This is a genomic window from Shewanella sp. (assembly GCF_048265805.1).
In the GTDB taxonomy this organism is placed as follows: domain Bacteria; phylum Pseudomonadota; class Gammaproteobacteria; order Enterobacterales; family Shewanellaceae; genus Shewanella.
On the sequence record NZ_JBLXAT010000001.1, the window covers coordinates 247,594 to 272,261 of the forward strand.

Consider the following 24,668-nt stretch of genomic DNA (forward strand, 5'->3'; position numbering starts at 1 on the left):
CAAGCACAAACCCACCTCGTCTAGCCCTTGCGACTAACATTCATAAAAAAACCGCCAACGGCGGTTTTTAAATAACTATAAAGGTTTTAACCCAAGTACTTGCTGCATATCGTAAATACCGGGTTTCTGATCGTACAACCAACTGGCGGCTCGCATCGCCCCATTGGCAAAGGTCATACGACTCGATGCTTTATGGGTTATCTCTAAACGCTCACCAATATCGGCAAACATGGCGGTGTGTTCACCGACCAAATCGCCAGCACGAATCGTGGCAAAACCAATCGTGTTGCGATCACGTTCGCCAGTAATGCCTTCACGGCCATATACGGCGACTTGCTCAAGATCGCGACCTAAAGTCTCAGCAATTACCTCGCCCATTTTAAGCGCGGTGCCCGACGGTGCATCTTTCTTAAAGCGGTGATGGCCTTCGATAATTTCGATATCGGTGTAATCACCCATCACTTCGGCAGCCACTTCCAGCAGTTTCCACATTAAGTTAACGCCCACTGACATGTTAGGCGCAAACACTAGTGGCAGCTCTTCGGCAAAAGCTTCTAATTGCGCTTTCTGTGATGAATTAAAGCCGGTAGTACCAATCACCATAGGTTTTTCATGGCGGCGACACCATTCAAGATTGAGTAAGGTGCCTTCGGGGCTGGTGAAATCAATAAGCACGTCGAAATCATCAACAATAGCATCAAGGCTATCTGTCACTATGATGTCCAACTTACCCACGCCAGCCAGCTCACCGGCGTCAACGCCCACCAATGATGAACCACTGCGCTCAATAGCAGCACCAAGTGCGATATGCTCAAATTGAGTGGTTGCTTCGATCAGCGTACGGCCCATACGTCCGCCACTGCCAGCAACGGCAACTCTAATGCTTGAACTCATATTCACTATCCTCCAAGGCAAAAAAATCGCCTGAGATAATCTCAAGCGATTTTGTCATTAGATGATGTCCAACAACTCAACTTCAAATACTAACGCTGAGTATGGAGGAATCGCTGCACCAGCGCCTCGCTCACCGTAGGCCAACTCATGTGGCACGTACAGACGATATTTAGCTCCCACTGGCATCAATTGCAGCGCTTCAGTCCAACCGGCGATAACGCCAGACACTGGGAACTCAACAGGTTCACCACGAGACACTGAGCTGTCAAATACGTTACCGTCGATGAAAGTACCGTGATAATGCGTACGTACTGTAGAGTTGTAGGTAGGTTTTTCACCTGAACCTTCATTAATCACTTCGTATTGCAGGCCTGACTCAGTCACAACTACGCCGTCACGTTTAGCGTTTTCAGCTAAGAATGCAGTACCTTCAGCAGCAGCAGCTTCAGCCGCTTCTTCTTGTGCTTTCTTGATACGAGTGCTGATCTCAGTAAATGCAACGTGCAAATCTTCCGTAGATACTGCGCTTTCATTGCCGGCAAATGCATCGGCTAAGCCCGCTTGTACAGCTGGAATATCCAAGCCTTCAAATGAATTCGCGGCCAGTTGTTCGCCGAGTTGACGACCAACACCGTAGCTGGCTTGTTGTTCAACAGTTGTGAACTTCTCAGACATAATCGGTTTACTCTCGGTTTTATGATTAATTTCAGCGGCGCAGTGTAGCATGATTGTGCTCCCGATGTGGTGCAATTTTTCAATCCATGTCACGTCATTCTTGGCCACTTTAATCGTGGCTTGTTAAGTTGCGAATGTAAGCTGATATTGACAGCCACAATTTATTAACGATTTTTAGCGACTTGCGATTTCACTTATGACCGTCGATCATGAGCCCCGTCACACTTTCAACCGTGTAGCGGCAATTTCGTTTTTGAGTTCTCTAGCTCCCGAGACAGTAGCTGTCGAGGATTGCTCAAATGCGGCACTCCGGCAAAAATACGCTAAAATTCATCTACTTTTCACGCCCTAAAGGGGTGAGTCATCCTATGCTTGAAGAAATATCTTTTGGGGGACTACTGTTTAGCCCGTTGGTGCTATTTGCCCCGATTGCACTGCTGTTGTCATTTGCTACCCGCTCAGTGCTGTACCGCAGCGGCCTTTATCAGAAGATTTGGAAACCCGCGTGGTTTGAAATTGGCCTATTCGTTAGTTACTTAGCTTTAGTCGTTTATTTTTTAGGAAAATAATTTCATGACAGGACAAATTACGCGCATTGCTATTACCCTCATGGTGGTTGTTGTCGCCGTACTGTGTGGTCGCTGGATATGGGATCATTACCTCTATTCACCGTGGACACGCGATGGGCGTGTCCGCGCAAACATTATCACCATTGCACCAGACGTTTCCGGCTGGGTGAATCAACTGAATGTGGCAGACAATGCTAACGTTGAGAAAGGGCAGTTACTGTTTGCGGTAGACGACACGCGCTACCAAGCGGCGCTAGCAGAACTGCAAGCCCAGCTTCGTAGTCGCGAAATCGCCCTAGAGCTAGCCAAACATCGCTACGAACGCCGTAAGAAGCTCACCAAAACTGAGTTAATTAGTGATGAAGATTTAGAAACTGCTCGCATTAATACCGAATCAGCCAAGGCGGATGTCGCGCAAATCGAAGCAGAACTAAACACCGCCAAAATCAACCTTGAACGCGCTAAAGTGGTGGCTCCAGAAAGTGGCAACATTATCAATCTGACATTGCGCCAAGGTAACTACGTCCATCAAGGTACTGCGGTATTATCACTGGTACAGCAAGGCTCGTTTTATGTCACCGGTTACTTTGAAGAAACCAAGTTGCCGATGATCCACATAGGGCAACAAGCCAAAATCACGTTGATGAGCGATGAACCAACCTTGAGTGGTCATGTCGTTAGCATTGGCAAAGCCATTGCCGATACTAATACCTCAAGCAATGGTCAGTTATTGCCGCAAGTACAGCAAACCTTCAACTGGGTGCGTTTGGCTCAGCGTATTCCGGTAGATATTGCGCTTGATCCGTTGCCGGAGAATGTCAGCATCAGTGCGGGGATGACAGCCTCCATCCACCTGCAAGAGTAACATCTAATGCAGCTGTCTCCAGTCCAAGCGGTATTTCTAACACCGAATAAGCGCAGCGTGATCTTTGCCACTAAAGGCGTTATTGCGATGGCGATGAGTTTATTTGTGGCGATGTACCTCAATCTTGATCGTCCCTATTGGGCGCTGATTTCGGCGGTGTTTCTGCAGATCCGTCCGGAAAGTGGTTTAGTGCTCGAAAAATCGCTGTGCCAGATCTTCGGTACCTTAGTCGGTGGCGCTGTCGGCATCTGCATCCTCGAATTCTTTGTCGGTTATCCAGCGGTTGCTATCGGTTTGCTGGCGTTGTGGCTTGGTATTACCTCCACCGCATCCGCCATGATGCGTTCCAGTAACTTTATCTATGCCTTTGCCATGGCGGGGCTGACCGCTGGGATCATTGTATTATTGGTGATGGTGAGTCCGGCCAACGCCAGCTCCCAAACTATCTTCAATGTGGCACAAGCTCGCATCAGTGAAATCGTGGTGGGCTCAATCTGTGCGGCGCTAGTAAGCCAATTATTGTGGCCAGTAAGCGTGGCGCAAGTGCTGCAACAACAAGCGCGTAGTGTGGTTAACCAAACCTTAGATTACCTTGCCGCCGAGTTAGACAAAAACAGCTCACATGAGCAACGTCATAAGCATATTGATACCATCATGACGTCGCTGACATCACTCACTGATGACTCCAGCGCCGTGGTCTACGAAGGCCCATTGGGGCCAGGCAAAAGCCGTGCGGCAAACTTGCTGTGTAACAAGGTAATGTCCCTGCTGGCGGTCATCCAAATCTTTGGCCGTATGCAGCGTAACCACCCCGAGCAAATTCCTTCGGCGCTCAATGGCATGTTCGAATCGCTCAGCCGTGATTTTTCCCGCATGTCCGCATCGCAGCATTTTGATGAATGCTATCAAATCGCCAAAGCACAGCGCAGCCAGTTCTTGCAGCAGCGCAGCGACACTATTAGCCAAAGTCCATTGGAATCGCGTCTGTTGCGCGTCGCGTCGGAGCTGATTTCAGACCTGATGGTGGTGCTAAAAGCCTACGACGCGTTGCTCAATAGCAACAACGCGCGGTTGAACGCCCCCGCATTGAAACCGCATCGTGATCCGTTAGTTGGCTTAACCACCGGCTTGCGTACCGCCTTGATGTTTCTTGCTGGGGCCGGCATTTGGATTGGCACTGGCTCGTCATCGGCACTGATGATCATGCTATTACCGGTAATTTTTTCGGTGATGATGGCGCGGTTACCGCTGGCCATCTTGATGTTTGTGCTGAAACGATTGCTGATCGGCGTGGCGATTTCGACGCCGCTCGCGATATTTTTTGCGCTTAATTTACTGGCACAAAGCAGCGGTGATTTTGAGTTGCTGGTCATGATTCTGGCCGGACCGTTTTTCATCGGCCTTATTGCGTTAGCCAACCAAGTGACACTGCCTTATGGCCTTGGGATATGTATTCCGTTTGTGATTTTAGTGCAACCGGGTAACGACATGTCGCGTGCCTTTTCTGTTGATTATACCCTCAGCAACGCACTGGCCATTGTGGTCGGGGTGACCATCCTTATCTGCCTATTTAGGATGATTACCGGACCGAGCAACTCAATGATGCAAGCCTATTTGATTAAGTCGACCGTCAAAGATTTACGGCAACTGCATAAACATCATAATCCCGAAGATTGGTTTAACGCGCGCATGGGTGATCGCTTACTGCGACTCACCAACGCCGACCAAGCCACGCCAGCTAACGATCATCGCCTAACCGACCTCGGTTTAACTGGCCTCAATCTGGGGCATATTTCCGCGCGGCTACAACGGCTGTTGCGTGGGCTAAATGAACCCGAGATTTTGCCAATGCTAACCGAGTGGCAAAATGCCCTCGCGAATGCCTACTTTGCTGCCAGCCGCGGTGAAATCTCTAGCCAATTTACCAATGCCAGTAATGCCTTGATGATAGCGCTTAAGCAAACCGAGCTACCGCAACAGCAACGCAATGTCATTGAAGGCATGTGTGAACGCATCGCCATGACCTTTGAGCGCACCGCTGAGGGATTTCGCAACCTCTAAATCTGTGATTCCCATCGTGTTTGGCTGAGGCATCACTCAGCCAAACACGGGTGCACTATGACTATTTATACCGTATTACAACCGCCCAGCCTTTCCATTAGCCATCGTTAAACATCCAGTTAACATTAAATGATATTTTGTTAACCATTGTATTTAAAGGCTTATTTATTGCAGCATCCTTGCCATTTTGTGACCAAAGGCGTAGATTACCGCCCAATGTGACACAAATCTCATTTTATGCGTAATCATTGCTAGACTTCACAGTCCGAGGCGTGGTCACGTCAGGAGAACTGTAATGAGTATCAAACAATATGATGGTTCAGCAGGCGGCTGGGGCGCATTGAAAGCGACCACCGAACATCTGCTGAAAAGTAACAACGTTGCCAAGAATATCCTCAACTTGCTGCGCACCAACCAAGACCATGGCTTTGATTGCCCCGGTTGCGCATGGGGAGAAAAAGGTGTGCCTGGCCGCTTCCGTTTTTGTGAAAATGGCGCCAAAGCTGTTAACTGGGAAGCCACCAGCAAACGTGTTGACCGCCATTTCTTTGCTGAACACAGCGTGAGCTATCTCAATCAGCAAACTGACTACTGGTTGGAGTTTCAGGGGCGCTTAAGCGAACCGATGAAATACGACGCCGCCAGCGACCACTACCAACCGATCAGTTGGGACGATGCATTTAGCGAGATTGCCAAGCATTTGAACGCGCTGGAAAATCCAAACCAAGCCGAGTTCTACACCTCTGGCCGCGCCAGTAACGAAGCTGCATTCATGTATCAGCTGTTTGTGCGCCGTTTTGGTACCAATAACTTCCCAGATTGTTCAAACATGTGCCATGAAGCAAGTGGCGTGGCATTGATTGAAGCCATCGGCATTGGTAAAGGTACCGTCCGTATTGAAGACTTTGAAAAAGCGGACGCGATTTTCCTGTTTGGACAAAACCCTGGCACCAACCACCCACGTATGCTGGAAACGCTCGCTTCGGCCTACAAACGTGGTGCACGCATTGTGGCCTTTAACAACTTAAAAGAGCGTGGTTTGGAACGTTTTACCAACCCACAGCATCCACTTGAGATGTTAAAGAACGATTCGACCCCCACCACCAGCGATTACTACCTGCCTAAATTGGGCGGTGATATGGCCTTGGTCCGCGGTGTGGTAAAAACCTTGTACCAACGTCACCAAATAGCGCAGCAACAAGGCAAATCAGTGTTCGATATGGCGTTTATCGCCGAACATACCGATGGTATGGATGACTACTTAGCGCAAGTAGATGCTACGCAGTGGGATGACATCACTGAGCAATCTGGTCTGTCTCGCGCCGGTATCGAGAACATTGCCGATATCTACCAAAACGCTGAGCGCGTGATCGTTACTTGGGCAATGGGCATTACCCAGCACAAACACTCCGTAAACACCATTCAAGAGTTGGTTAACCTGCAACTGTTGTTTGGGCAAATCGGTAAAGAAGGTGCTGGTTTGTGTCCGGTGCGCGGTCACTCCAACGTACAAGGCGACCGTACCGTTGGTATTAACGAAAAACCGAATGCTGCGTTTCTCAGCCGTTTTGAAAAAGTGTTTGGCTTTGCACCACCCGCAGAGCGGGGCCACAACGTGGTAGAAGCACTGCAAGCATTAGCTGCGGGTAACAGTAAAGTATTTATCGGCCTTGGTGGTAACTTGGTCGCAGCAGCGCCGGATACCGCCAAAGTGGCGGCAACCATGCGCAATGCTGAGTTGACCGTGAATATCGCCACTAAACTGAACCGCACTCACGTCAATCCGGGGAAAGACGCTATCATTCTGCCGTGTCTTGGCCGTACCGATATTGATATTCAAGCGGCTGGCGAACAAAAAATTACCGTGGAAGATTCTTTCTCTATGGTGCATGCATCTTCAGGCCGCGTTGATATGCGTGAAGAGCAGATGCGTTCTGAAGTTGCCATTATCGCGGGTATTGCCGCTGCCACATTAGGCGCGCGTAACCCGGTAGATTGGCAAGCGATGGTCGATAATTACGATCGTATTCGCGATCTTATCGAGCAGACCATTCCAGGTTTTGAAGATTTTAACCAACGCCTCGATCTCCCTGGTGGCTTCTATTTGGGTAACTCCGCTGGTGAGCGCTCTTGGAACACGAGCAACGGCAAAGCACGTTTCTTTGGTCACGCGCTGCCAGCACAGATTGTGCCGGTGACCGCCAATGCTGATGAGCACACGTTCCTAATGCAAACCATGCGTTCTCACGATCAGTACAACACCACCATCTACGGTTATGATGACCGTTACCGCAGCGTGTTTGGCGAGCGTAATGTGGTGTTTTTCAACGAAGCTGACATGCAGCGATTGGGGCTTAACACTGGTGACTTAGTGGATATTACCTCACTGTGGCACGATGGCGTTGAACGTAAAATCACCGGCTTTAAAGCCGTACCGCACGAGATTGCCCAAGGCAACTTAGCGGCTTACTTCCCAGAAGCTAACGCGCTCATTCCGTTGGATAGCTATGGTGATCGCAGCTTTACACCCACCTCTAAATCGATTTTAGTGAAGGTGAATAGCAGTAACCAAAGCGCGCCATTAGTCAGCACTCGCGCGAGCTAAGGCCAACGGGCGGCAAACCTGTTCGTGCCAACAGCAGCCATTAAGGGCGTGTGATAGTCACTACACGCCCTTTTTAATTGGCCATCACACCATTTGTAACAATTAAGCCTTGGCTAAATTCCACGTCAGCGTTGATGACACTCGTCTGGTCAAACAGCAATTGTTATCGTATGGTGCTGTGTCACCTCGCCCGAGTAAACTAGCCCTCAGCGCGAGTAACTAAAAAAACAATAAAAGGAAGTGATATGTCATTCAACTGGCCGAAAACTGTGGTTCACGTTGTGGCTGTGAGCTCAACCATCTTGATGAGTGCTAGCACCATCGCCGCCCCCTCTTCTTACGATGCGCGTGAATTGTTCGCGCCATTAAGCTTGCCCACCTCGGTATCGGCATATCGCAATGGTGCTGGCAAGCCGGGTGAACTGTATTGGCAAAATAAAGTGGATTACAACCTGCAAGCGCGTATCGATACCGACACGCAGCAGCTGCATGGTAATGAAGTCATCACTTACACCAATAACAGCCCAGATCAACTGGACCAACTTTGGTTGCAGCTTGACCAAAACATTTACAAAAAAGACTCCCGTGCCAGCATTGCGTCTGAATGGCACCGCAGCAAATATACTGACGGCTATGAAATTGCCTCAGTTGAAGTGCTTTATCGCGGCAAAACTTATCCTGCCGATATTTTGATTGATGACACTCGTATGCGGGTGTCACTGCCTCAGCCATTAGCGGCAAAAGGCGGCAAGTTGCAGCTAAAAATCAGCTATAGCTACCAAATTCCAGGCACTTGGGGTGGTCGTACCGCAGTAACACCAACGCAAAATAGCAAGATTTTTGAGATGGCTCAGTTCTACCCACGCATGGCGGTGTATGACGACCAACACGGCTGGCACAACAACCCGTATGTTGGCTCAGAATTCTATTTGGAATACGGCACTATCGATTACACCGTTACCGTACCTGACAACTATTACGTGGTCGGCTCTGGTGAGTTGATCAACCCGAAAGCGGTGTTGAGCAAGACCGAACAGCAACGCCTAGCCAAAGCGAAAGAAAGCGATAAAACTGTGTACATTCGCACCGCTGCCGATGCACAAGCCGCGGTAGCTAAAGGCAGCCGAGGCACTCAAGACTGGCATTTCCGCATGGAGCATACCCGCGACGTAGCGTTTGCCGCCTCACCGGATTTCATCATTGACGCAGCGCGAATCAATCTGCCCGATGGCAAAAGCTCACTGGCAATGTCAGCGTATCCGCCAGAGTCTATGGGTAGCAATAAATGGGATCGTTCGACTGAATACGTCAAAGGCTCGATTGAACACTTCAGCCAATGGTATCCCTATCCTTGGCCTGCCGCGGTTAACTTAGGTGGTCACGGTGCAGGTATGGAATACCCCGGCATTGTGTTTGATGGCATGAACGACAAAGACGACCTGCTCTTTTGGATTACCGCTCATGAACTAGGTCATACCTGGTTCCCAATGATTGTCGGCTCTGATGAGCGACGCCATGCCTTTATGGATGAAGGTTTTAACACCTTTATCGATGTGTATGCCTCCGATGCATTTAACCAGGGTGAATTTGCACCTAAGCGCGATAGTGAATATGCGCCTAAGGGTGGCAATCCCGTCGATGAGATCCTACCGCTGCTGGCCGATGCTGAAGCACCAAGCTTGATGGCCCCCGCAGAAGCGGTTGCAGAGAAGTACCGCCATTCCGTCAGTTACTTTAAAGGCGCGCTGGGGTTGATTCTGCTACGTGAACAGATTTTAGGGCCAGACCGTTTTGACCCTGCGTTTAAGGCGTACATCAAAACTTGGGCGTACAAACACCCTACCCCATCGGACTTTTTCCGCTTTATGGAAAGCGCTGCTGGTGAAGACCTCAGTTGGTGGTGGCGCGGCTGGTATCTCAACAACTGGCAGTTAGATATGGCGATTACTGGCGTAAACGATGTGGATAACAAGCGCATCAAAGGCACTGAAATCCATTTCGCCAGTGAGCAAAAACTGGTGATGCCAGCGACGTTACGTTTGCAGTTCAAAGATGGCACCAGCGAAGATATGCGCCTGCCAATTGAAGTGTGGATGAACAAAAACGCGCCAAGCATCGTCTTGCCTCTAACAAAACCGTTGCAATCGATAACGTTAGACCCTGCTCACAAGCTGCCTGATGCCAATCGCGCGAACAACACCTTTACGGTGAAGTAACAGCGCCGTCCGCATTAACGCCTTGATAAAGCCCCAGCCCAACGACTGGGGCTTTACCTTTTAATATCAATGAGTAACTATAAAGCGCTAAGTCGTTAAATTATGTGAACTCATGACACCAGATTACAGCAGCTACTCAGACCAAGAATTGCAGCAGGTAAAATATGCGATTGATAAAGAGGCCTACCCTGAGCGCTATCAAACCCTCTGCGCTGAAATAGCCCAACGCCAACAAGCCGCAGCAGAAGCGGCCGCACCGCTAGCCGCCAATGTGAGGCAGTTACGTCCGATTGGTGTTGGCGAATACGTTATTGGCGGGCTCGGCTTTTTCCCATTCTTAGGTCTGCCATTATCGATTATCGCATTAGTGTGGGGGCTAACCACCAAGCGTAAAGATGGTAAAACGTTAGCGTTGGTAGGTGGACTAGGCATTGTCTATTTTGTATTGCTGTGTGTGATGGTATTTATCCAGTACCACCAATTGAAGGATGCCGATGCCGACATAGTCGATGAGCCAACCGTGGTGAAGATGGAGCCAACGCCCGCAGCAGCACCCGCTGGTGATATTGATGAAATAGCCCGACTCATTGAGTTATACCATTATCGCCAAGGCCAATATCCTGAGTCGCTGGACGACGTTAAAGCCGCCTTTCCGCTAGCGCAGGTATCTTATGTTGATAGCTCAAACAGCGATACCACAAGTGACTTCATTTATCAGCGCAACACAGATGGCTATCAACTACTTGGAGTTGGTAACGATGGCATTGCTAGCACCGATGACGACCTACACCCCATCAAAGGCCCACAGTACTAATTCTCTAACTTGCTCAGCTACGGTCGTTAGCTGAGCAATCGCTTAGCCACTGAGCACGCATAGTCGGTAAGTCATCACTATGCGGATAGGTAACGGCGGCGATAAGTACCTTAACAGCAAGCACTAGCGTTTATTGTCTTGATACCGTGTCAGTATTTTGGCCAATCATGCATCGCCAACAGACATTAAATTAACCAACCACAAGCGGCCGACTCATGTTATCCATTGCTAGCAATTGCACATAGTTTGTTGCAGTATTAACCGCCTGCCTTGTTGTAAGCCGTTGTTCGTCAAATGCATATTGAAAACCTCAAATACCAAACCGCCTCTACCGCCCTATTTATTGATGATTGGCATATCCAGCCTAATGAACATTGGGGCGTATTTGCCAGCCATGGCCAAGCGGCTGAGCTATTAGTCGGCATTCTTACCGGCGAACTGACTGCCCGCAAAGGACATATAGAGGGGCTACCGAATAAGGTCGCCTGCGTATCTCTGCATCAACAGCAGCAACTGTTGGATGAGCAGATCGAAGATGATGAAAGTGATGCTCAAGCGGGCGATAGCGTCGTTGCGCTGCTGCGTGCCGAAGGCATTGATGACACAACGCTCAATGACTTACTGGAAAAAACCGACTTAGTGCGTCTGCAACAGCGCGGTTTTCGCATGTTGTCCACCGGTGAAACTCGTCGCTTGATGTTAGCACGGGCGCTGGCTCGTAAACCGCAGTTACTGATTTTGGATGAGCCCTATGCTGGCTTAGATGTGGCCCACCGCGCCGCGCTGACCGAGTTGCTACAATCGCTGCTGCCAACCACACAAATCATCATTCTCACCTCACGTGAAGATGAACTGCCGGAATTTATCAGTCACATCGCGCTGTTTGACGAGCAAAAGCTGACGCAAACCATGCAGCGTGATGAGTGGCATAGCCACCCGCTGCTGGCACAGATGCAGGCATTATCCGCCGAGAAAAGCGAGCAAATACTGGCGCTACTCAAACAGCAAAACGATAGCGACTATCCCGATCCGCGGGTGGAACTACACAACGTGCGGGTGGCCTACACTGACACCCTCATTTTTGAGGATGTGAATTGGACCATTCGCGCTGGCGAGCATTGGCAACTGCGCGGCCCCAATGGCGCGGGTAAAAGTACCCTACTCGGCTTGATTCTGGGCGATCATCCGCAGTGCTACAGCAACAACATCACCATTCTTGGCGTGAAACGCGGCAGCGGCGAAAGCATTTGGGACATCAAGAAAAATATTGGTGTGGTCTCGTCGTCACTGCATCTGCAATATCGAGTGAACTGCAGCGCGCTAGAAGTGCTGTTATCGGGCTTCTTTGACTCAATTGGCCTGTATCAAAAGCCATCATTAGCGCAAATCGAACAAGCCAAAACGTGGCTCACCATGTTGGAGATGCAAGCGTTTGAGAAAACGGGTTTTCGTTCGCTCGATTACGGCCAGCAACGCTTACTGTTAGTGGCGCGTGCACTCATCAAACAACCGGCGTTGCTGATTTTGGACGAGCCTTATCAAGGGCTAGATTACCTCAACCGCAAGTTGGTGTTTCATGCGCTTAACCGTATTGCCAGCAGTAATATCACCCAGTTGTTGTATGTGACCCACCATCACGAAGACTCGCTTGATGCGATTCATCATTTCGCAGATTTCGTCCCAAGTGATAATGGCGGCCATAAACTGCAGTTGAGTCATGACTAACCGCTAAAATCTGCTGCGCCAAACGATGCTTTCCCGCCGATGTTAGCCAGTGATGCTCAGTAGCGGGCAAAACTCCGTCCAAACCAGCAGCAATTAGCGCTATCTATTTAACCTACCTACGGCTTTAGTGTAGAATCCATCCTTCGCGACTCGATCCCCAATAAGGCATGCCACGACAATGACCCAAGCACTGTTTTACTTGCTGCCCTCCACGGTTAATCTCCAGGAACAGCCACAGTTGCTTGCCTGCCAACTCGCGCAGTTACATTATCGCAGCGGCCAGTGGATCTACCTGCACTGCGAAGACCAAGCGCAGGCTTATCAAGTAGATGAACTGCTATGGCAGTTTGAACCGAGCGCCTTTGTGCCGCACAACCTTAAAGGTGAAGGCCCCGCCAAAGGTGCGCCGGTAGAGATAGGATTTGACCGTGTTGGCCCCAATTTACGGCGGCCAATACTGATTAATCTGGCCAATGAGATCCCGCCATTTGCGGCGAATTTTAGCCAGATCATCGATTTTGTTGCCGGTGATGACGCCCGAAAGGCGATTGCGCGCAACCGTTACCGCCAGTATCGCGACCAAGGCATTGCCTTGAGCACGCAAGACTTGGCAACACAACCCATTAATTTTGTTTGAGAAAACTGGTTCCATGGATAAAACATACAACCCGCAGTCGATTGAACAGGCACTGTATAAAGCCTGGGAAGAGAAAGGCTACTTCAAACCAAGTGGTGACAGCAGCAACGGCAACTACAGCATCATGATCCCGCCGCCAAACGTCACTGGCAGCCTGCACATGGGCCATGCGTTCCAAGACACCATCATGGACACGCTGATCCGCTACCAACGCATGAAGGGCAAAAACACCCTGTGGCAAGTGGGTACTGACCACGCGGGTATCGCCACCCAAATGCTGGTTGAGCGCAAACTGGAAGCCGAAGAAGGCAAAAGCCGCCACGACTTAGGCCGTGACGCGTTCATGGAAAAAGTATGGGAATGGAAAAACCAATCCGGTGGCACCATCACTAAACAGCTGCGCCGTATGGGTGCGTCTGTAGATTGGGATCGCGAACGTTTCACCATGGATGAAGGTTTATCCAAAGCGGTACAAGAAGTGTTTGTCCGTTTGTACAAAGACAACCTGATCTATCGCGGCAAACGTTTGGTGAACTGGGATCCAAAACTGCACACCGCGATTTCCGATCTGGAAGTTGAAAACCAAGAAAAACAAGGTTCCATGTGGCACTTCCGCTATCCGCTGGCGGGCGATGCGCTGACTGCTGATGGCAAAGATTACTTGGTGGTAGCAACAACTCGTCCAGAAACCATGCTGGGCGATAGCGCGGTAGCCGTGCATCCTGAAGATGAACGCTACGCGTCATTAATTGGCAAAGAGATCATTCTGCCGTTGGTGAACCGCCGTATTCCCATCGTAGCCGACGAATATGTTGACCGCGAATTTGGTACGGGCTGTGTGAAAATCACTCCAGCGCACGACTTCAACGACTATGAAGTGGGCAAGCGCCACAGCCTGCCAATGTTCAACATCATGACCTTGAACGCTGACATCCGTGCCACCGCTGAAGTGTTGAACACTGACGGCAGCCAAAACACCGAACTCGATAACAGCCTGCCGAGCGAATACGCAGGCATGGAACGTTTTGCTGCCCGTAAAGCGGTAGTTGAAGCGTTTGATGCCCTAGGTTTACTCGAAAAAATCGAGCCACACAGCTTGAAAGTGCCTTATGGCGACCGTTCAGGCGTAGTGATCGAACCGCTGTTGACCGACCAATGGTACGTGGCAGTAAAATCTCTGGCCGAGCCAGCGATCAAAGCGGTTGAAGATGGCGACATCAAGTTTGTGCCACAACAGTACGAAAACATGTACTTCTCGTGGATGCGCGACATTCAAGACTGGTGTATTTCACGCCAGCTGTGGTGGGGGCATCGCATCCCTGCATGGTACGACGATGCCGGTAATGTTTACGTTGGCCGCAGCGAAGATGAAGTGCGCAGCGAAAACAATCTAAGCGTCGACATCGCCCTGCGCCAAGACAACGACGTACTAGATACTTGGTTCAGCTCGGCGCTGTGGACTTTCTCTACGCTGGGCTGGCCAGAAGACACCGAAGAACTGAAACTGTTCCACCCATCTGATGTGTTGGTCACCGGTTTCGACATCATCTTCTTCTGGGTCGCACGCATGATCATGATGACCATGCACTTCGTTAAAGATGACGATGGCAAACCACAAGTGCCGTTCAAAACCGTGTACGTCACCGGTCTTATCCGTGACGAACAAGGCAACAAGATGTCGAAATCTAAGGGCAACGTGCTTGACCCATTAGATATGATCGACGGTATCGACTTGGAATCACTGGTACAAAAACGTACCGGCAACATGATGCAGCCACAACTGGCCGCCAAGATCGAAAAGAGCACCCGCAAAGAGTTTGCCGACGGCATTGAAGCCCACGGCACTGACGCGCTGCGCTTTACGTTGGCCGCCATGGCATCTACTGGCCGCGACATCAACTGGGATATGAAACGTCTTGATGGCTACCGCAGCTTCTGCAACAAGTTGTGGAACGCATCGCGCTACGTGTTGATGAACACTGAAGAGCAAGATTGCGGTCAAGCGGGTGGCGAAATGACCTTGTCACTGGCCGATCGCTGGATCATCAGCCTATTCAACGAAACCGCGAAAACCTTTGATGACCACATCAACGCCTTCCGTTTCGACTTGGCCGCCAACACCCTGTACGAGTTCACTTGGAACCAATTCTGTGACTGGTACTTGGAGCTGACTAAACCAGTATTGAATAGTGGCACTGACGCTGAGCTGCGCGGTACACGCCACACACTGGTGACAGTACTGGAACAACTGCTGCGCCTGATGCACCCGCTGACACCATATATCACTGAAACTATCTGGCATCGCGTAAAACCGCTGGCAGGTGTGGAAGGTGAAACACTGATGTTGATGCCGTTTCCTGAGTATCAAGCTGACAAAGCCGACACGGCTGCGCAGGCAGATCTGGAATGGGTTAAACAAGTGATTGTGGCGGTACGTAACATCCGTGCCGAGCTGAACATTGCGCCATCAAAACCACTGAACGTATTGCTGAAATACGTGAGCGAAAAAGATGCCGCCCGTTTGAACGCGAACCGCACCTTCTTGATGGCACTGGCGAAGCTGGAAAGCATTACCGTATTGGCTGATGGTGAAGTCGCGCCAATGTCGACTACCCAGTTGGTGGGCGAAATGGAACTGCTGATCCCAATGGCTGGTTTGATTGACGTTGCCGCCGAAATGGCCCGTATCGACAAACAGCTGGAAAAACTGGCGCAAGAAGCTGGCCGTATCGAGAAAAAACTCTCGAACGAAGGCTTTGTTGCCAAAGCCCCAGCGGACGTTATCGAAAAAGAACGCGCAAAATTGGCCGACTACCAACGCGACCAAGACAAGCTGACTGAACAGAAAGCGGAATTGGCGAAGCTAGAAGCGTAAGCTGGTTGAAAATGCAGAAAAGCGGCTAGGTAAGCCGCTTTTTTATTGTCTGAACTTTCCATTGCTCAACTAGGATCCAACTTGCTCAGTTGACTACGCGCCATTGGCTGCGCCTCATTCATCACGCGTTTTATTTGCACAAAAATCAAATATGAAAGGCCAGCAGTCCCTGATCAATGCCATGGCAAAACATGGGATTAATCGAGTGAAAAATCACTGAGATCCACGTCATCCGCAGGCTTATCTTCAAAGTTCAACTGCTGATTTTGCTGACTCAGCTCGGCACTCGCCGCTTGTTGGGCTTGCTGTTTTTGCTTGAAAGCAGCATAAGCGCGACGCCGCTTGCGGTCTTTGCACAGTCGCACCACCTCTTCTTTTTGTGCATTGGTAAGATTAAGCCAACCAAAACGTTCATCACGACTGCGCATACAGCCCTTACAGTAACCGCGTTCGTCGGTTTGGCAGATGCCAATACAGGGACTTGGAATTTCAAAAAACGCTAACTGTTCCATACCTCACCTGTGATGTGTTGCCGAATATCATGATGCCAACGACATATTATCGAACGCTAACGTATAGCACTTTGCTAGCTAAAAGGCGATTTTTTCAACACTCATGCGGGATTATTTCGAAATCCGCACAGAGAGTTTGACATGAGATACGCCGCTTTAGCTGCAGCGTAACGGCGAAATCAGTACACTAGCGGGCATCGCGCGCACTGCGCTACTAAAAATGAAATAAAGGTACCCGAATGATGTTAGGCACTCCACTGTGTGAAGGCGCAAAACGCGCTATGTTGCTGGGCTGTGGTGAACTCGGCAAAGAAGTCGCCATTGAGTTGCAACGCCTTGGTGTTGAGGTAATTGGTGTTGACCGCTACCCGAACGCGCCAGCGATGCAAGTGGCTCACCGTTCGCACGTGATCAATATGCTCGATGGTGCTGCGCTGCGCCAAGTGATTGCAACCGAACAGCCACACCTGATCATTCCTGAAATCGAAGCCATCGCCACTCAAACCTTGCTGGAATTGGAAGCGGAAGGCTTGCACGTAGTGCCAACGGCGCGTGCCACTCGCCTGACCATGGACCGTGAAGGTATTCGCCGCTTAGCTGCGGAAGAACTCGGCCTGCCAACGTCACCTTACCAATTCTGCGACACCGAAGCTGAGTTCACTGACGCGGTTAACCGCATCGGTATGCCATGTGTGGTGAAGCCAGTGATGAGCTCTAGCGGTAAAGGCCAGAGTGTCATTCGTGAAGCTTCGCAAATCGCTAAAGCTTGGCAATACGCGCAAGAAGGTGGGCGTGCTGGGCAAGGCCGTGTCATCGTCGAAGGCTTTGTGGCGTTTGATTATGAGATCACTCTACTGACTATCAGCGCCGTCAACGGCGTTCACTTCTGCGCGCCAATCGGCCATCGCCAAGAAGACGGTGACTACCGTGAGTCATGGCAACCTCAAGCGATGAGCGCGCTGGCATTAGAACGAGCGCAAGCCATTGGCCGTAAGATTGTGGATGCGTTAGGCGGCTATGGTTTGTTTGGGGTTGAGCTGTTTATTCAAGGTGACGAAGTGTACTTCTCTGAAGTGTCACCGCGCCCACACGATACGGGCATGGTGACCTTGATTAGCCAAGATTTGTCAGAGTTTGCGCTGCATGTGCGCGCGATTCTTGGCCTGCCAATCAGCAATATCCACCAGCATGGCCCAAGCGCATCGGCGGTGATCCTGCGTGAAGGTAGCTCAACGAATATTCACTATGACGGTCTGGCGGACGCATTGGCGCAAGCTAACACGCAACTGCGCTTATTTGGTAAGCCTGAAATTAATGGCCGTCGCCGCTTAGGTGTCGCATTAGCGCGGGATGAAAACATTGATGCCGCCGTAGAAAAGGCGCTAGCCGCTGCCGCTAAAGTGACGGTGACGTTCTAAGCAAGCAGATGATTAGTCGCTGAGACTAAGTGATTAAACAGTAAAAAGCCCAACCGTTCAGCGTTGGGCTTTTCATATCTGTTCAAGCTCGTAGCTCTTGGCTCGTAGCTTATAGCTTATAGCTTATAGCTTATAGCTTATAGCTTATAGCTTATAGCTTATAGCTTATAGCTTATAGCTTATTAGCGATTCACGCAGTTCACCACTTTACCATCCATAAAGGCTTGTACGTTGTTGATGGCAATATTGAGCAGATTCTGCCGCGCTTCAGTCGTCGCCCAAGCACTGTGTGGCGTAATACTGATATTCGCTGCGGTCAGCAACGGGTTATCCGCTTTAGGTGGTTCTGTCGATAACACATCCACCCCAGCGCGTACTTTGCCCGCATTTAACGCCTCAGCCAGCGCCGCTTCATCCACCAAACCACCACGCGCAGTATTAATGATGATACAGCCGTCACGCATCAGCGCCAGCGTATCACGATTGATCATGCCTGCGTTGGCATCAGTCAGTGGGCAATGCAACGAGATAGCGTGAGACTCGCGATACAACTGGTCGAGCGGCGCCCAAGTCACGCCAGTCGGTAAGTTTTTACGCTCGGTGCGAGTATTCAGCAGTACCTTCATGCCGAGCGCCAAGGCGATATTCACGACACGGGAACCGATATCACCGTAGCCCACCACCCCCATGGTTTTGCCCGCCAAAGAGGTTAAAGGCGATAGCGTAAAACAGAAATCGATGCTGTTCTGCCACATACCATTGACGACCGCTTGGTGATGTGCAGCCACTTGTTGAGTGTGATGCAATAAGTGGGCAAATACCATTTGCGCGACCGCATCCGGCCCATAACCAGGTACGTTGGTCACCACAATGTCGCGTGCTTTAGCTGCAGCCAGATCAACCACGTTATAGCCCGTCGCTAATACACCGACATAGCGTAGCTTTGGTAGTTGCGCCAACACATCGGCCCCCATCAGCGTCTTATTGGCCAGTACAATCTCAGCGTCCTGCGCGCGCGCTACGGTATCTGCGGCGCTAGTGCGATCATAGACGGTCAATTCACCCAGTTGTTGTAACGGCGCCCAAGATAAATCGCCAGGGTTTAAGGTAAATCCATCTAACACCACAATTTTGGTTTTGTTGGTCATGGGTGTTACTCCATTACTTAATGAAAAGCTTAGTTAAAAATGAAATTGCAAACCGAGATTGGCTTGCCCCTGCCAGAAGGTGTCGCGAGAAATGTACCAAGTACACCGTTCATCGCTACGACATGCAATACTACTATCGTCACCAAAGAAGGTCGCAAAACCGCGAAACTCAGCAAATAACGCCAAATTAGTGGTGAATTGATAGTTCAGCCCGGTAGCTAAACCTAACGAAAACTTGTTGGTGGTGTCGCGGGCAGAGTCGGGAGAAAAGCGGCTTAAGCCGATACTGGATGAAACATAGGGACGCAATGCGCTGTCGCTAAAATATAAAGTCCCTGCGAGATGCCAGTATTCGATAGTCATCTGGTCAAGCGGCGCTGTGGCATCACGGTGTAGCAGCAGGTCACTTTGCTGGCGACTATAAAAGAGATAAACATCACCGTAGCCACGCTGTGCCAGCCCAAGCATAACGCCACCGTGAAATGAATCTTGCTGTTTCGCATCACCGTTATCGTAGCGAGCGAGATTGACACCGTCCGAACCGAGGCTGTAGCCAGTAAATGGGGCAACAAACGCATCGGCCCAAGCGGAGCTACACACAGATAAACCCATTAACAAACTGCTAAGTTGTGCCTTCATCTGCTGCTCCTCAGAATGAACAGGGCGTTAACGCATGCCTCGAGTATTTTTGATCTTGTCGTAGGCAACTTGGATATCCTGCGCTTTGCGTTTGGCGATTTCCATCATCTCTTGTGGCAGACCTTTAGCCACCAATTTGTCGGGGTGATTCTCAGCCATCAGCTTACGGTATTTACGTTTCAATTCTTGGTCGGAGATATCTTCATTGACGCCTAACACGCTGTAAGCATCTTTAATGGATGGGCCAGAGTTATTCGCGGCACCACCTTGGAAACGGCTTTCTGCTTGCCAGCGCTGTAACATCGCATCAAGCTGCACTTGACCAAGCCCAAGACGGTTAGCAATGATTTGCAGGATGCTGTATTCGCGTGGGTGCAGGTCACCATCGGATAACGCAGTTTGGATCTGGATCTCCAAAAACATCAACTGCACTTCGCGGCGGCCAAAGGTGAGATCACGGAAACTGCGCAGATGGGCTTCAAGGTCAAAATCGCTGGCTTTACCGCGACGAAATGCGGCCTGAGCTTCACGGCGGGCATCGCCGTCTAAACGCAGATTATCCATCAACGCGGTTGCCATGCGGATATCATTTTCGGTCACTCGGCCAGAAGCTTTAGCCATATGGCCCATCACCGCAAATGTGGTATTGAAGAACAACGCTTGTCGTTCCTGCATCCCTTGTGGTGCACCGGATAAACGTTTATCAAACTGGTGGCCGAGCCAAATACCTAAGACAGCGCCAAAGAAACGGCCAAACATAAAGCCTATCACACCACCAAAAAACTTACCCCAAATCTGCATGGTTATTCCTGTGTTACAGCGGGTTGCTGCGGATCATAATTGTATTATTGCTAAGAAATTATCTGTTGCTTGGCAAAGGCCTCGGCCTCGGCCAAGCGTGTAATGGTGCCCACATCACACCAGTAATCGGACATCATCTCACCTGAGACTTGGCCATGTGCCATGGCATTACGCAGTACGGGCCCTAAAGCAAATCGTGCCTGCTGACATTCGGCGAACAACGCCGGATGATAAATGCCAATACCGGAAAAAGTGAACTTATCCGTACCATCGCTGTGAACTTTGCCGGACTGTAGAGCAAAATCCCCTGCCGGATGATGCGGCGGATTAGCGACCAACCATAGATGTGCAAGGCAATCAGGGGCTAACTGCTGCGGCAATGCGGGCAAATGGGCGATAAAAATATCGCCATTAATGACTAGAAACGGCTCATCTCCTAATAGCGGCAGCGCTTTTTTAATGCCACCACCGGTTTCGAGCGCCTCTGTCTCCACGCTAAAATGCAGCGCCACGCCGAAACGTGAACCATCACCGAGCTGCTGCTGTAACACATCGGCCAGCCAAGCGCAGTTAATCACTATGTCAGTGAAACCTGCGGCCGCCAAACGCTCAATATGATATTCAATCAAAGGCTTACCCGCTACTGCTACCAAAGGTTTAGGTAAAGCATCGGTCAGTGGCCGCAACCGTTCCCCTCGACCAGCGGCTAAAATCATCACTTTCACAATCAGCTATCCCTTTAATGCTCGTGGTAACAACGTCTCATCCACCCAATCACCTAGCGCTTGTAGCTCAGGATAGCGGCGACAAATGTCGACAATATACTGCAGTGTTAGCGGAATATCCTTGATATAACCTGACTTGCCATCGCGATGTAGCAGGCGTGCAAAAATCCCCGCAGCTTTGATATGACGTTGCAATCCCATCAAATCAAACCAACGGCGAAACTGTGCCAAACTGACGTCTGCATTTAGTTGCTGCTGCGCCATACACTGTTGGTAAAACCGCGCTAATAACGCATCAACAATATAATCTGGCCAGCGCACATAGCAGTCACGTAATAACGACACGGCATCGTAGGTGATGGGGCCATGTACCGCGTCTTGAAAATCGATCACTGCCAATTCATCGCCCATCACCATGAGGTTACGACTATGATAATCGCGATGCATCCCCACTTTAGGTTGTACTAAGGCGTTATTGACGAGCAACTTAAAGCTCTGTTGTAGCAGTTGTTGCTCAGCACTAGACAAGCTAATTTGCCAATGTTCAACCAATAGCCACTCGGGGAAAATCGCCAGTTCGCGTTCAACGAACGCGGCATCATATTCTGGCAAAGGGCCCAAAGCTGAACTGGTCACCGCCGCAATCTTTGGCAAAATAGCCAACGCTTGCTGATACCAATGGCTTACATTATGTTCATCAAGTAGTGACAATAGCTGCGTATCGCCACAATCTTGTTGCAAAATAAATCCTTGTTGTTGATTTATCGCCACAATTTTTGGCACCTTAATACCCGCCGCTAAGTAAGCATTTGCTAACGCGATAAATGGCTGATTATCGACTTTTTCTGGTGGCGAGTCGGCGACGATATAGTGTTGCAGCCCTTGTTCGACGCGAAAGTAACGTCGAAAACTGGCATCACCGGAAATCAGCGTAAGTTGCGCAGGACTGCCAAAAAATTCAGCAAGCCATTGCTGTAGGTGTAGAAATCTAGGATCAGACAAGGCAACCTCGTGGCTCTTGGCGTAAAATTGCATTATTATAGCGGCGGAAAACACTAGGAAACAGTCGAGTTTGCGGATGATTTTTCGCTGACTGCGCTGCATGCAGCGAAGCAACTTTTCCCCACCTAAACTTGTCCAGATGAGAATCCAGCAATAAGACCAACGATGCTGAAACGAACTTTAGTGACGCTATGCCTTTTGCCTACTGCGACCACACTCGCAGCAGAGGCACCGCAGAATGACGCCAGTAGTGATGACCAATGCATCATTACTCCGCCGGTATCACCATTAGCCAAGTCAAATAACTTGGGCAAGGTGGCCAACCAAGTCATCCATATCCAGTCGAATCAATCTGAAGGTACTTTAGGTGATAAGGCGACCTTCGATGGTGAGGTGACTTTCCAACAAAATGGCCGCCAAATTAAAGCCGATCAAGCCATTGTTGACCAAAAACAACAGCTTTTTGAAGCCAATGGGCAATTGGTATTTCAAGACGGTGTAGTAACAGTTACCGCTGATTCGCTTAACGCGCAGATGAGTTCTAAGGTCGCGACCTTGGATAGTGCTCAGTACTGGCTCAACGGCCAACAGTTGCACGGTAGCGCTGAAAAACTTGAGATCACTAAAGACAGTAAGCTGGTGCTAAACAACACGAGCTTTACGACCTGTCCTATCGGTGATGAGTCGTGGGCGCTGCAGGCCAAGCGCATCAAGATCGATCCTGATGAGGAATGGGGCGAGATCTGGGATGCCAAACTCAAAATTGGTAATGTACCGGTGTTCTACATGCCTTACATGACCATTCCAATTTCTGACAAGCGCAAAACGGGTTTTCTGTTTCCTAAGTTCAGTTCCAGTACCACCAACGGTGTTGAGTTTGCGGCACCGTTCTATTGGAACATCAGCCCAGAATACGACCTGACCTTTACCCCAGATTACATGACCTCTCGTGGTATCTATACCAAGACCGAATTCCGTTATTTAGCGGGGGAACGTCAAGCTGGACAAGTCAACTTAGAATACCTCGGCAAAGATGACATGCTGTCGAATCATGCCGACCGCTGGTTAGTAAACTTTAACCACCAAGGGGCGATCGACAAAAACTGGCGTGTGATGGCCAATTATGTCGATATCTCCGACAACAACTACTTTACCGATTTAGATTCCGACGTCAGTCGTGCCACCGAAAACCAACTGTCACGTATTGGTGACATCAGTTATTTGACTGATAACTGGGATTTCAGCGCCCGAGTACAAGACATTAAAGTATTGGGCGAAGTAGTCAGCCCGTACCAAGTCATGCCGCAGTTAAGCTTTGCTTACCGTGCACCGTCGTTCTGGAACAAAGTCGATTTCAATCTGTACTCAGAGTTAACTAACTTTGAACACCGCGGCAATGGATACAACACTGCTACCCGTCTGCACGTTGAACCTAGTTTGTCACTGCCGATTCAAGGCCCAGCTGGCTCATTAACCAGTGAAGTTAAACTGTTCCAAACCAATTATGTGCAGCGTAACGTCGATGTGGATTTCGCCGATACGGACTACCTCGACGAAAATGTTAACCGTACCATTCCAGAAGTACGAGTACATGGCCAAATCAACTTCGAACGCTTCACCGACTACTTCGATCAAAATTACCGCCAGACGTTAGAACCGCAGTTCCAATACTTGTATGTGGGGCATCGCGACCAGTCAAACATCGGCATTTACGATACCGCTGAGCTACAGCAAGACTATATTGGTCTATTCCGAGACCGCCGTTTTTCTGGCCTTGACCGTATTGCCGATGCTAACCAGTTAACCCTCGGTTTAACCACCCGTTTGTTCGATGAACACAACGTGGAGCAATTCCGTTTTAGTCTGGGTCAGATTGCGTACTTCGAAAATAGCAATGTGAACATGTACGATGAAGCTTTGAGAGATGACACCTCAACCTCTGTACTTGCAGCGGAGATGGATTTGCATCTGTATGATGACTGGTTCTTTAGTACCGCTATCCAATATGACACGCGCCATCACGATAACAAGAAAAGCGAAGCAACCCTCGACTACCGTCCTGGCCCTAACAAGCTAGTGCAGTTGAGTTATCGTTATGTACCTGATTTAACGAACCGTAATACTAATGACCAAGTCGATATCTCACAGGCGGGGATCCGTACCGCATGGCCATTGACCGATAATCTCTATTTTGTCGGCAACTACTACTACGACCTCAACGAGGAGCGCTCAGTAGAAAACTATACCGGCTTACAGTATGAATCCTGTTGTTGGGCTGTACGATTTGCGTACCACTATCGCATCAAAACTAACTACGAAGATAACTACAACCCAGTGTTAGATAACCGCGAGTTATTCGAGACATCGTTCACCCTAAACTTTGTGATCAAAGGCCTTGGTGGCACTGGTCCGCTTGGGGTATCCGATATGATGGATGACGGGGTGTTCAGCTACCGCAAACCACTTTATCTAAGGAATTAGATAACT

19 protein-coding genes are annotated in these 24,668 nt (G+C 49.8%); 11 read left to right on the top strand and 8 right to left on the bottom strand.

Going from position 1 to position 24,668, the window contains the following annotated elements; translation table 11 throughout:
- Positions 1-75 precede the first annotated feature (75 nt).
- Positions 76-894: a 4-hydroxy-tetrahydrodipicolinate reductase gene (gene dapB / locus ACN0TT_RS01100; RefSeq protein WP_417760301.1), complete on the bottom strand. Its 819-nt coding sequence runs from the start codon at positions 892-894 to the stop codon at positions 76-78.
- Positions 895-951: 57 nt separating this feature from the next.
- Positions 952-1,569 (bottom strand): FKBP-type peptidyl-prolyl cis-trans isomerase, encoded by a 618-nt coding sequence (locus ACN0TT_RS01105; RefSeq protein ID WP_417760302.1) that lies wholly within the window; start codon positions 1,567-1,569, stop codon positions 952-954.
- Positions 1,570-1,937: 368 nt separating this feature from the next.
- Between ACN0TT_RS01105 and ACN0TT_RS01110 the strand changes: the two genes are divergently transcribed.
- From ACN0TT_RS01110 to ACN0TT_RS01150, 9 genes are all read left to right on the top strand, one after another.
- Positions 1,938-2,138 carry a DUF1656 domain-containing protein gene (locus tag ACN0TT_RS01110; protein ID WP_417760303.1) on the top strand — a complete coding sequence of 67 codons (201 nt, stop codon included), beginning with the start codon at positions 1,938-1,940 and terminating at the stop codon, positions 2,136-2,138.
- Between the two features lie 4 nt (positions 2,139-2,142).
- Positions 2,143-3,003 (top strand): efflux RND transporter periplasmic adaptor subunit, encoded by an 861-nt coding sequence (locus ACN0TT_RS01115; RefSeq protein WP_417760304.1) that lies wholly within the window; start codon positions 2,143-2,145, stop codon positions 3,001-3,003.
- A 6-nt stretch (positions 3,004-3,009) separates the two neighbouring features.
- Positions 3,010-5,064 (top strand): FUSC family protein, encoded by a 2,055-nt coding sequence (locus ACN0TT_RS01120; RefSeq protein WP_417760305.1) that lies wholly within the window; start codon positions 3,010-3,012, stop codon positions 5,062-5,064.
- Between the two features lie 295 nt (positions 5,065-5,359).
- Positions 5,360-7,669, top strand: coding sequence for an FdhF/YdeP family oxidoreductase (locus tag ACN0TT_RS01125; RefSeq protein WP_417760306.1), 2,310 nt, complete (start codon positions 5,360-5,362; stop codon positions 7,667-7,669).
- 245 nt (positions 7,670-7,914) lie between these two features.
- Positions 7,915-9,885, top strand: a complete 1,971-nt coding sequence (locus ACN0TT_RS01130) for a M1 family metallopeptidase (RefSeq protein ID WP_417760307.1) — start codon at positions 7,915-7,917, stop codon at positions 9,883-9,885.
- A 112-nt stretch (positions 9,886-9,997) separates the two neighbouring features.
- Complete coding sequence (locus tag ACN0TT_RS01135; protein ID WP_417760308.1) at positions 9,998-10,699, top strand: hypothetical protein; 702 nt, start codon at positions 9,998-10,000, stop codon at positions 10,697-10,699.
- 294 nt (positions 10,700-10,993) lie between these two features.
- Positions 10,994-12,424: an ATP-binding cassette domain-containing protein gene (locus ACN0TT_RS01140; RefSeq protein WP_417760309.1), complete on the top strand. Its 1,431-nt coding sequence runs from the start codon at positions 10,994-10,996 to the stop codon at positions 12,422-12,424.
- A 178-nt stretch (positions 12,425-12,602) separates the two neighbouring features.
- Positions 12,603-13,061: a DNA polymerase III subunit chi gene (locus ACN0TT_RS01145; RefSeq protein ID WP_417760310.1), complete on the top strand. Its 459-nt coding sequence runs from the start codon at positions 12,603-12,605 to the stop codon at positions 13,059-13,061.
- 13 nt (positions 13,062-13,074) lie between these two features.
- Positions 13,075-15,936, top strand: coding sequence for a valine--tRNA ligase (locus tag ACN0TT_RS01150; RefSeq protein ID WP_417760311.1), 2,862 nt, complete (start codon positions 13,075-13,077; stop codon positions 15,934-15,936).
- 197 nt (positions 15,937-16,133) lie between these two features.
- Here the strand turns inward: ACN0TT_RS01150 and ACN0TT_RS01155 are convergent, their stop codons facing one another.
- Positions 16,134-16,448, bottom strand: a complete 315-nt coding sequence (locus ACN0TT_RS01155) for a DUF1289 domain-containing protein (protein ID WP_417760312.1) — start codon at positions 16,446-16,448, stop codon at positions 16,134-16,136.
- 242 nt (positions 16,449-16,690) lie between these two features.
- Here ACN0TT_RS01155 and purT point away from each other — a divergent pair, with 242 nt between their 5' ends.
- The gene (gene purT, locus ACN0TT_RS01160) at positions 16,691-17,866 is read left to right on the top strand and encodes a formate-dependent phosphoribosylglycinamide formyltransferase (protein WP_417760329.1); all 1,176 of its coding nucleotides are present in this window, start codon (positions 16,691-16,693) and stop codon (positions 17,864-17,866) included.
- Positions 17,867-18,048: 182 nt separating this feature from the next.
- Here the strand turns inward: purT and ACN0TT_RS01165 are convergent, their stop codons facing one another.
- From ACN0TT_RS01165 to ACN0TT_RS01185, 5 genes are read right to left on the bottom strand one after another with little or no spacing between them, the layout of a single operon-like run.
- Positions 18,049-19,014, bottom strand: coding sequence for a D-2-hydroxyacid dehydrogenase (locus ACN0TT_RS01165; protein ID WP_417760313.1), 966 nt, complete (start codon positions 19,012-19,014; stop codon positions 18,049-18,051).
- A gap of 33 nt (positions 19,015-19,047) precedes the next feature.
- Positions 19,048-19,653, bottom strand: coding sequence for an outer membrane beta-barrel protein (locus ACN0TT_RS01170; protein WP_417760314.1), 606 nt, complete (start codon positions 19,651-19,653; stop codon positions 19,048-19,050).
- Positions 19,654-19,680: 27 nt separating this feature from the next.
- The gene (gene djlA / locus ACN0TT_RS01175) at positions 19,681-20,454 is read right to left on the bottom strand and encodes a co-chaperone DjlA (protein ID WP_417760315.1); all 774 of its coding nucleotides are present in this window, start codon (positions 20,452-20,454) and stop codon (positions 19,681-19,683) included.
- A gap of 50 nt (positions 20,455-20,504) precedes the next feature.
- Positions 20,505-21,179: an N-acetylmuramate alpha-1-phosphate uridylyltransferase MurU gene (murU, locus tag ACN0TT_RS01180; protein WP_417760316.1), complete on the bottom strand. Its 675-nt coding sequence runs from the start codon at positions 21,177-21,179 to the stop codon at positions 20,505-20,507.
- 6 nt (positions 21,180-21,185) lie between these two features.
- Positions 21,186-22,214: an aminoglycoside phosphotransferase family protein gene (locus ACN0TT_RS01185; protein WP_417760317.1), complete on the bottom strand. Its 1,029-nt coding sequence runs from the start codon at positions 22,212-22,214 to the stop codon at positions 21,186-21,188.
- 132 nt (positions 22,215-22,346) lie between these two features.
- On the opposite strand from ACN0TT_RS01185, the gene lptD reads away from it, so the two are divergent.
- A complete protein-coding gene (gene lptD / locus ACN0TT_RS01190) occupies positions 22,347-24,662 on the top strand; it encodes an LPS assembly protein LptD (RefSeq protein ID WP_417760318.1) in 2,316 nt (771 codons plus the stop codon).
- Positions 24,663-24,668 lie beyond the last annotated feature (6 nt).

Excerpts from the sequence above, each read along its gene's own strand:
- ACN0TT_RS01110 (WP_417760303.1), top strand. The coding sequence starts at position 1,938 with ATGCTTGAAGAAATATCTTTTGGGGGACTACTGTTTAGCCCGTTGGTG.
- ACN0TT_RS01150 (WP_417760311.1), top strand. The coding sequence starts at position 13,075 with ATGGATAAAACATACAACCCGCAGTCGATTGAACAGGCACTGTATAAA.
- ACN0TT_RS01145 (WP_417760310.1), top strand. The coding sequence starts at position 12,603 with ATGACCCAAGCACTGTTTTACTTGCTGCCCTCCACGGTTAATCTCCAG.
- ACN0TT_RS01125 (WP_417760306.1), top strand. The coding sequence starts at position 5,360 with ATGAGTATCAAACAATATGATGGTTCAGCAGGCGGCTGGGGCGCATTG.
- ACN0TT_RS01140 (WP_417760309.1), top strand. The coding sequence starts at position 10,994 with ATGCATATTGAAAACCTCAAATACCAAACCGCCTCTACCGCCCTATTT.
- ACN0TT_RS01130 (WP_417760307.1), top strand. The coding sequence starts at position 7,915 with ATGTCATTCAACTGGCCGAAAACTGTGGTTCACGTTGTGGCTGTGAGC.
- purT (WP_417760329.1), top strand. The coding sequence starts at position 16,691 with ATGTTAGGCACTCCACTGTGTGAAGGCGCAAAACGCGCTATGTTGCTG.
- ACN0TT_RS01165 (WP_417760313.1), bottom strand. The coding sequence starts at position 19,014 with ATGACCAACAAAACCAAAATTGTGGTGTTAGATGGATTTACCTTAAAC.
- ACN0TT_RS01120 (WP_417760305.1), top strand. The coding sequence starts at position 3,010 with ATGCAGCTGTCTCCAGTCCAAGCGGTATTTCTAACACCGAATAAGCGC.
- ACN0TT_RS01105 (WP_417760302.1), bottom strand. The coding sequence starts at position 1,569 with ATGTCTGAGAAGTTCACAACTGTTGAACAACAAGCCAGCTACGGTGTT.
- ACN0TT_RS01135 (WP_417760308.1), top strand. The coding sequence starts at position 9,998 with ATGACACCAGATTACAGCAGCTACTCAGACCAAGAATTGCAGCAGGTA.
- ACN0TT_RS01170 (WP_417760314.1), bottom strand. The coding sequence starts at position 19,653 with ATGAAGGCACAACTTAGCAGTTTGTTAATGGGTTTATCTGTGTGTAGC.
- djlA (WP_417760315.1), bottom strand. The coding sequence starts at position 20,454 with ATGCAGATTTGGGGTAAGTTTTTTGGTGGTGTGATAGGCTTTATGTTT.
- lptD (WP_417760318.1), top strand. The coding sequence starts at position 22,347 with ATGCTGAAACGAACTTTAGTGACGCTATGCCTTTTGCCTACTGCGACC.
- ACN0TT_RS01185 (WP_417760317.1), bottom strand. The coding sequence starts at position 22,214 with ATGCAATTTTACGCCAAGAGCCACGAGGTTGCCTTGTCTGATCCTAGA.
- dapB (WP_417760301.1), bottom strand. The coding sequence starts at position 894 with ATGAGTTCAAGCATTAGAGTTGCCGTTGCTGGCAGTGGCGGACGTATG.
- ACN0TT_RS01155 (WP_417760312.1), bottom strand. The coding sequence starts at position 16,448 with ATGGAACAGTTAGCGTTTTTTGAAATTCCAAGTCCCTGTATTGGCATC.
- ACN0TT_RS01115 (WP_417760304.1), top strand. The coding sequence starts at position 2,143 with ATGACAGGACAAATTACGCGCATTGCTATTACCCTCATGGTGGTTGTT.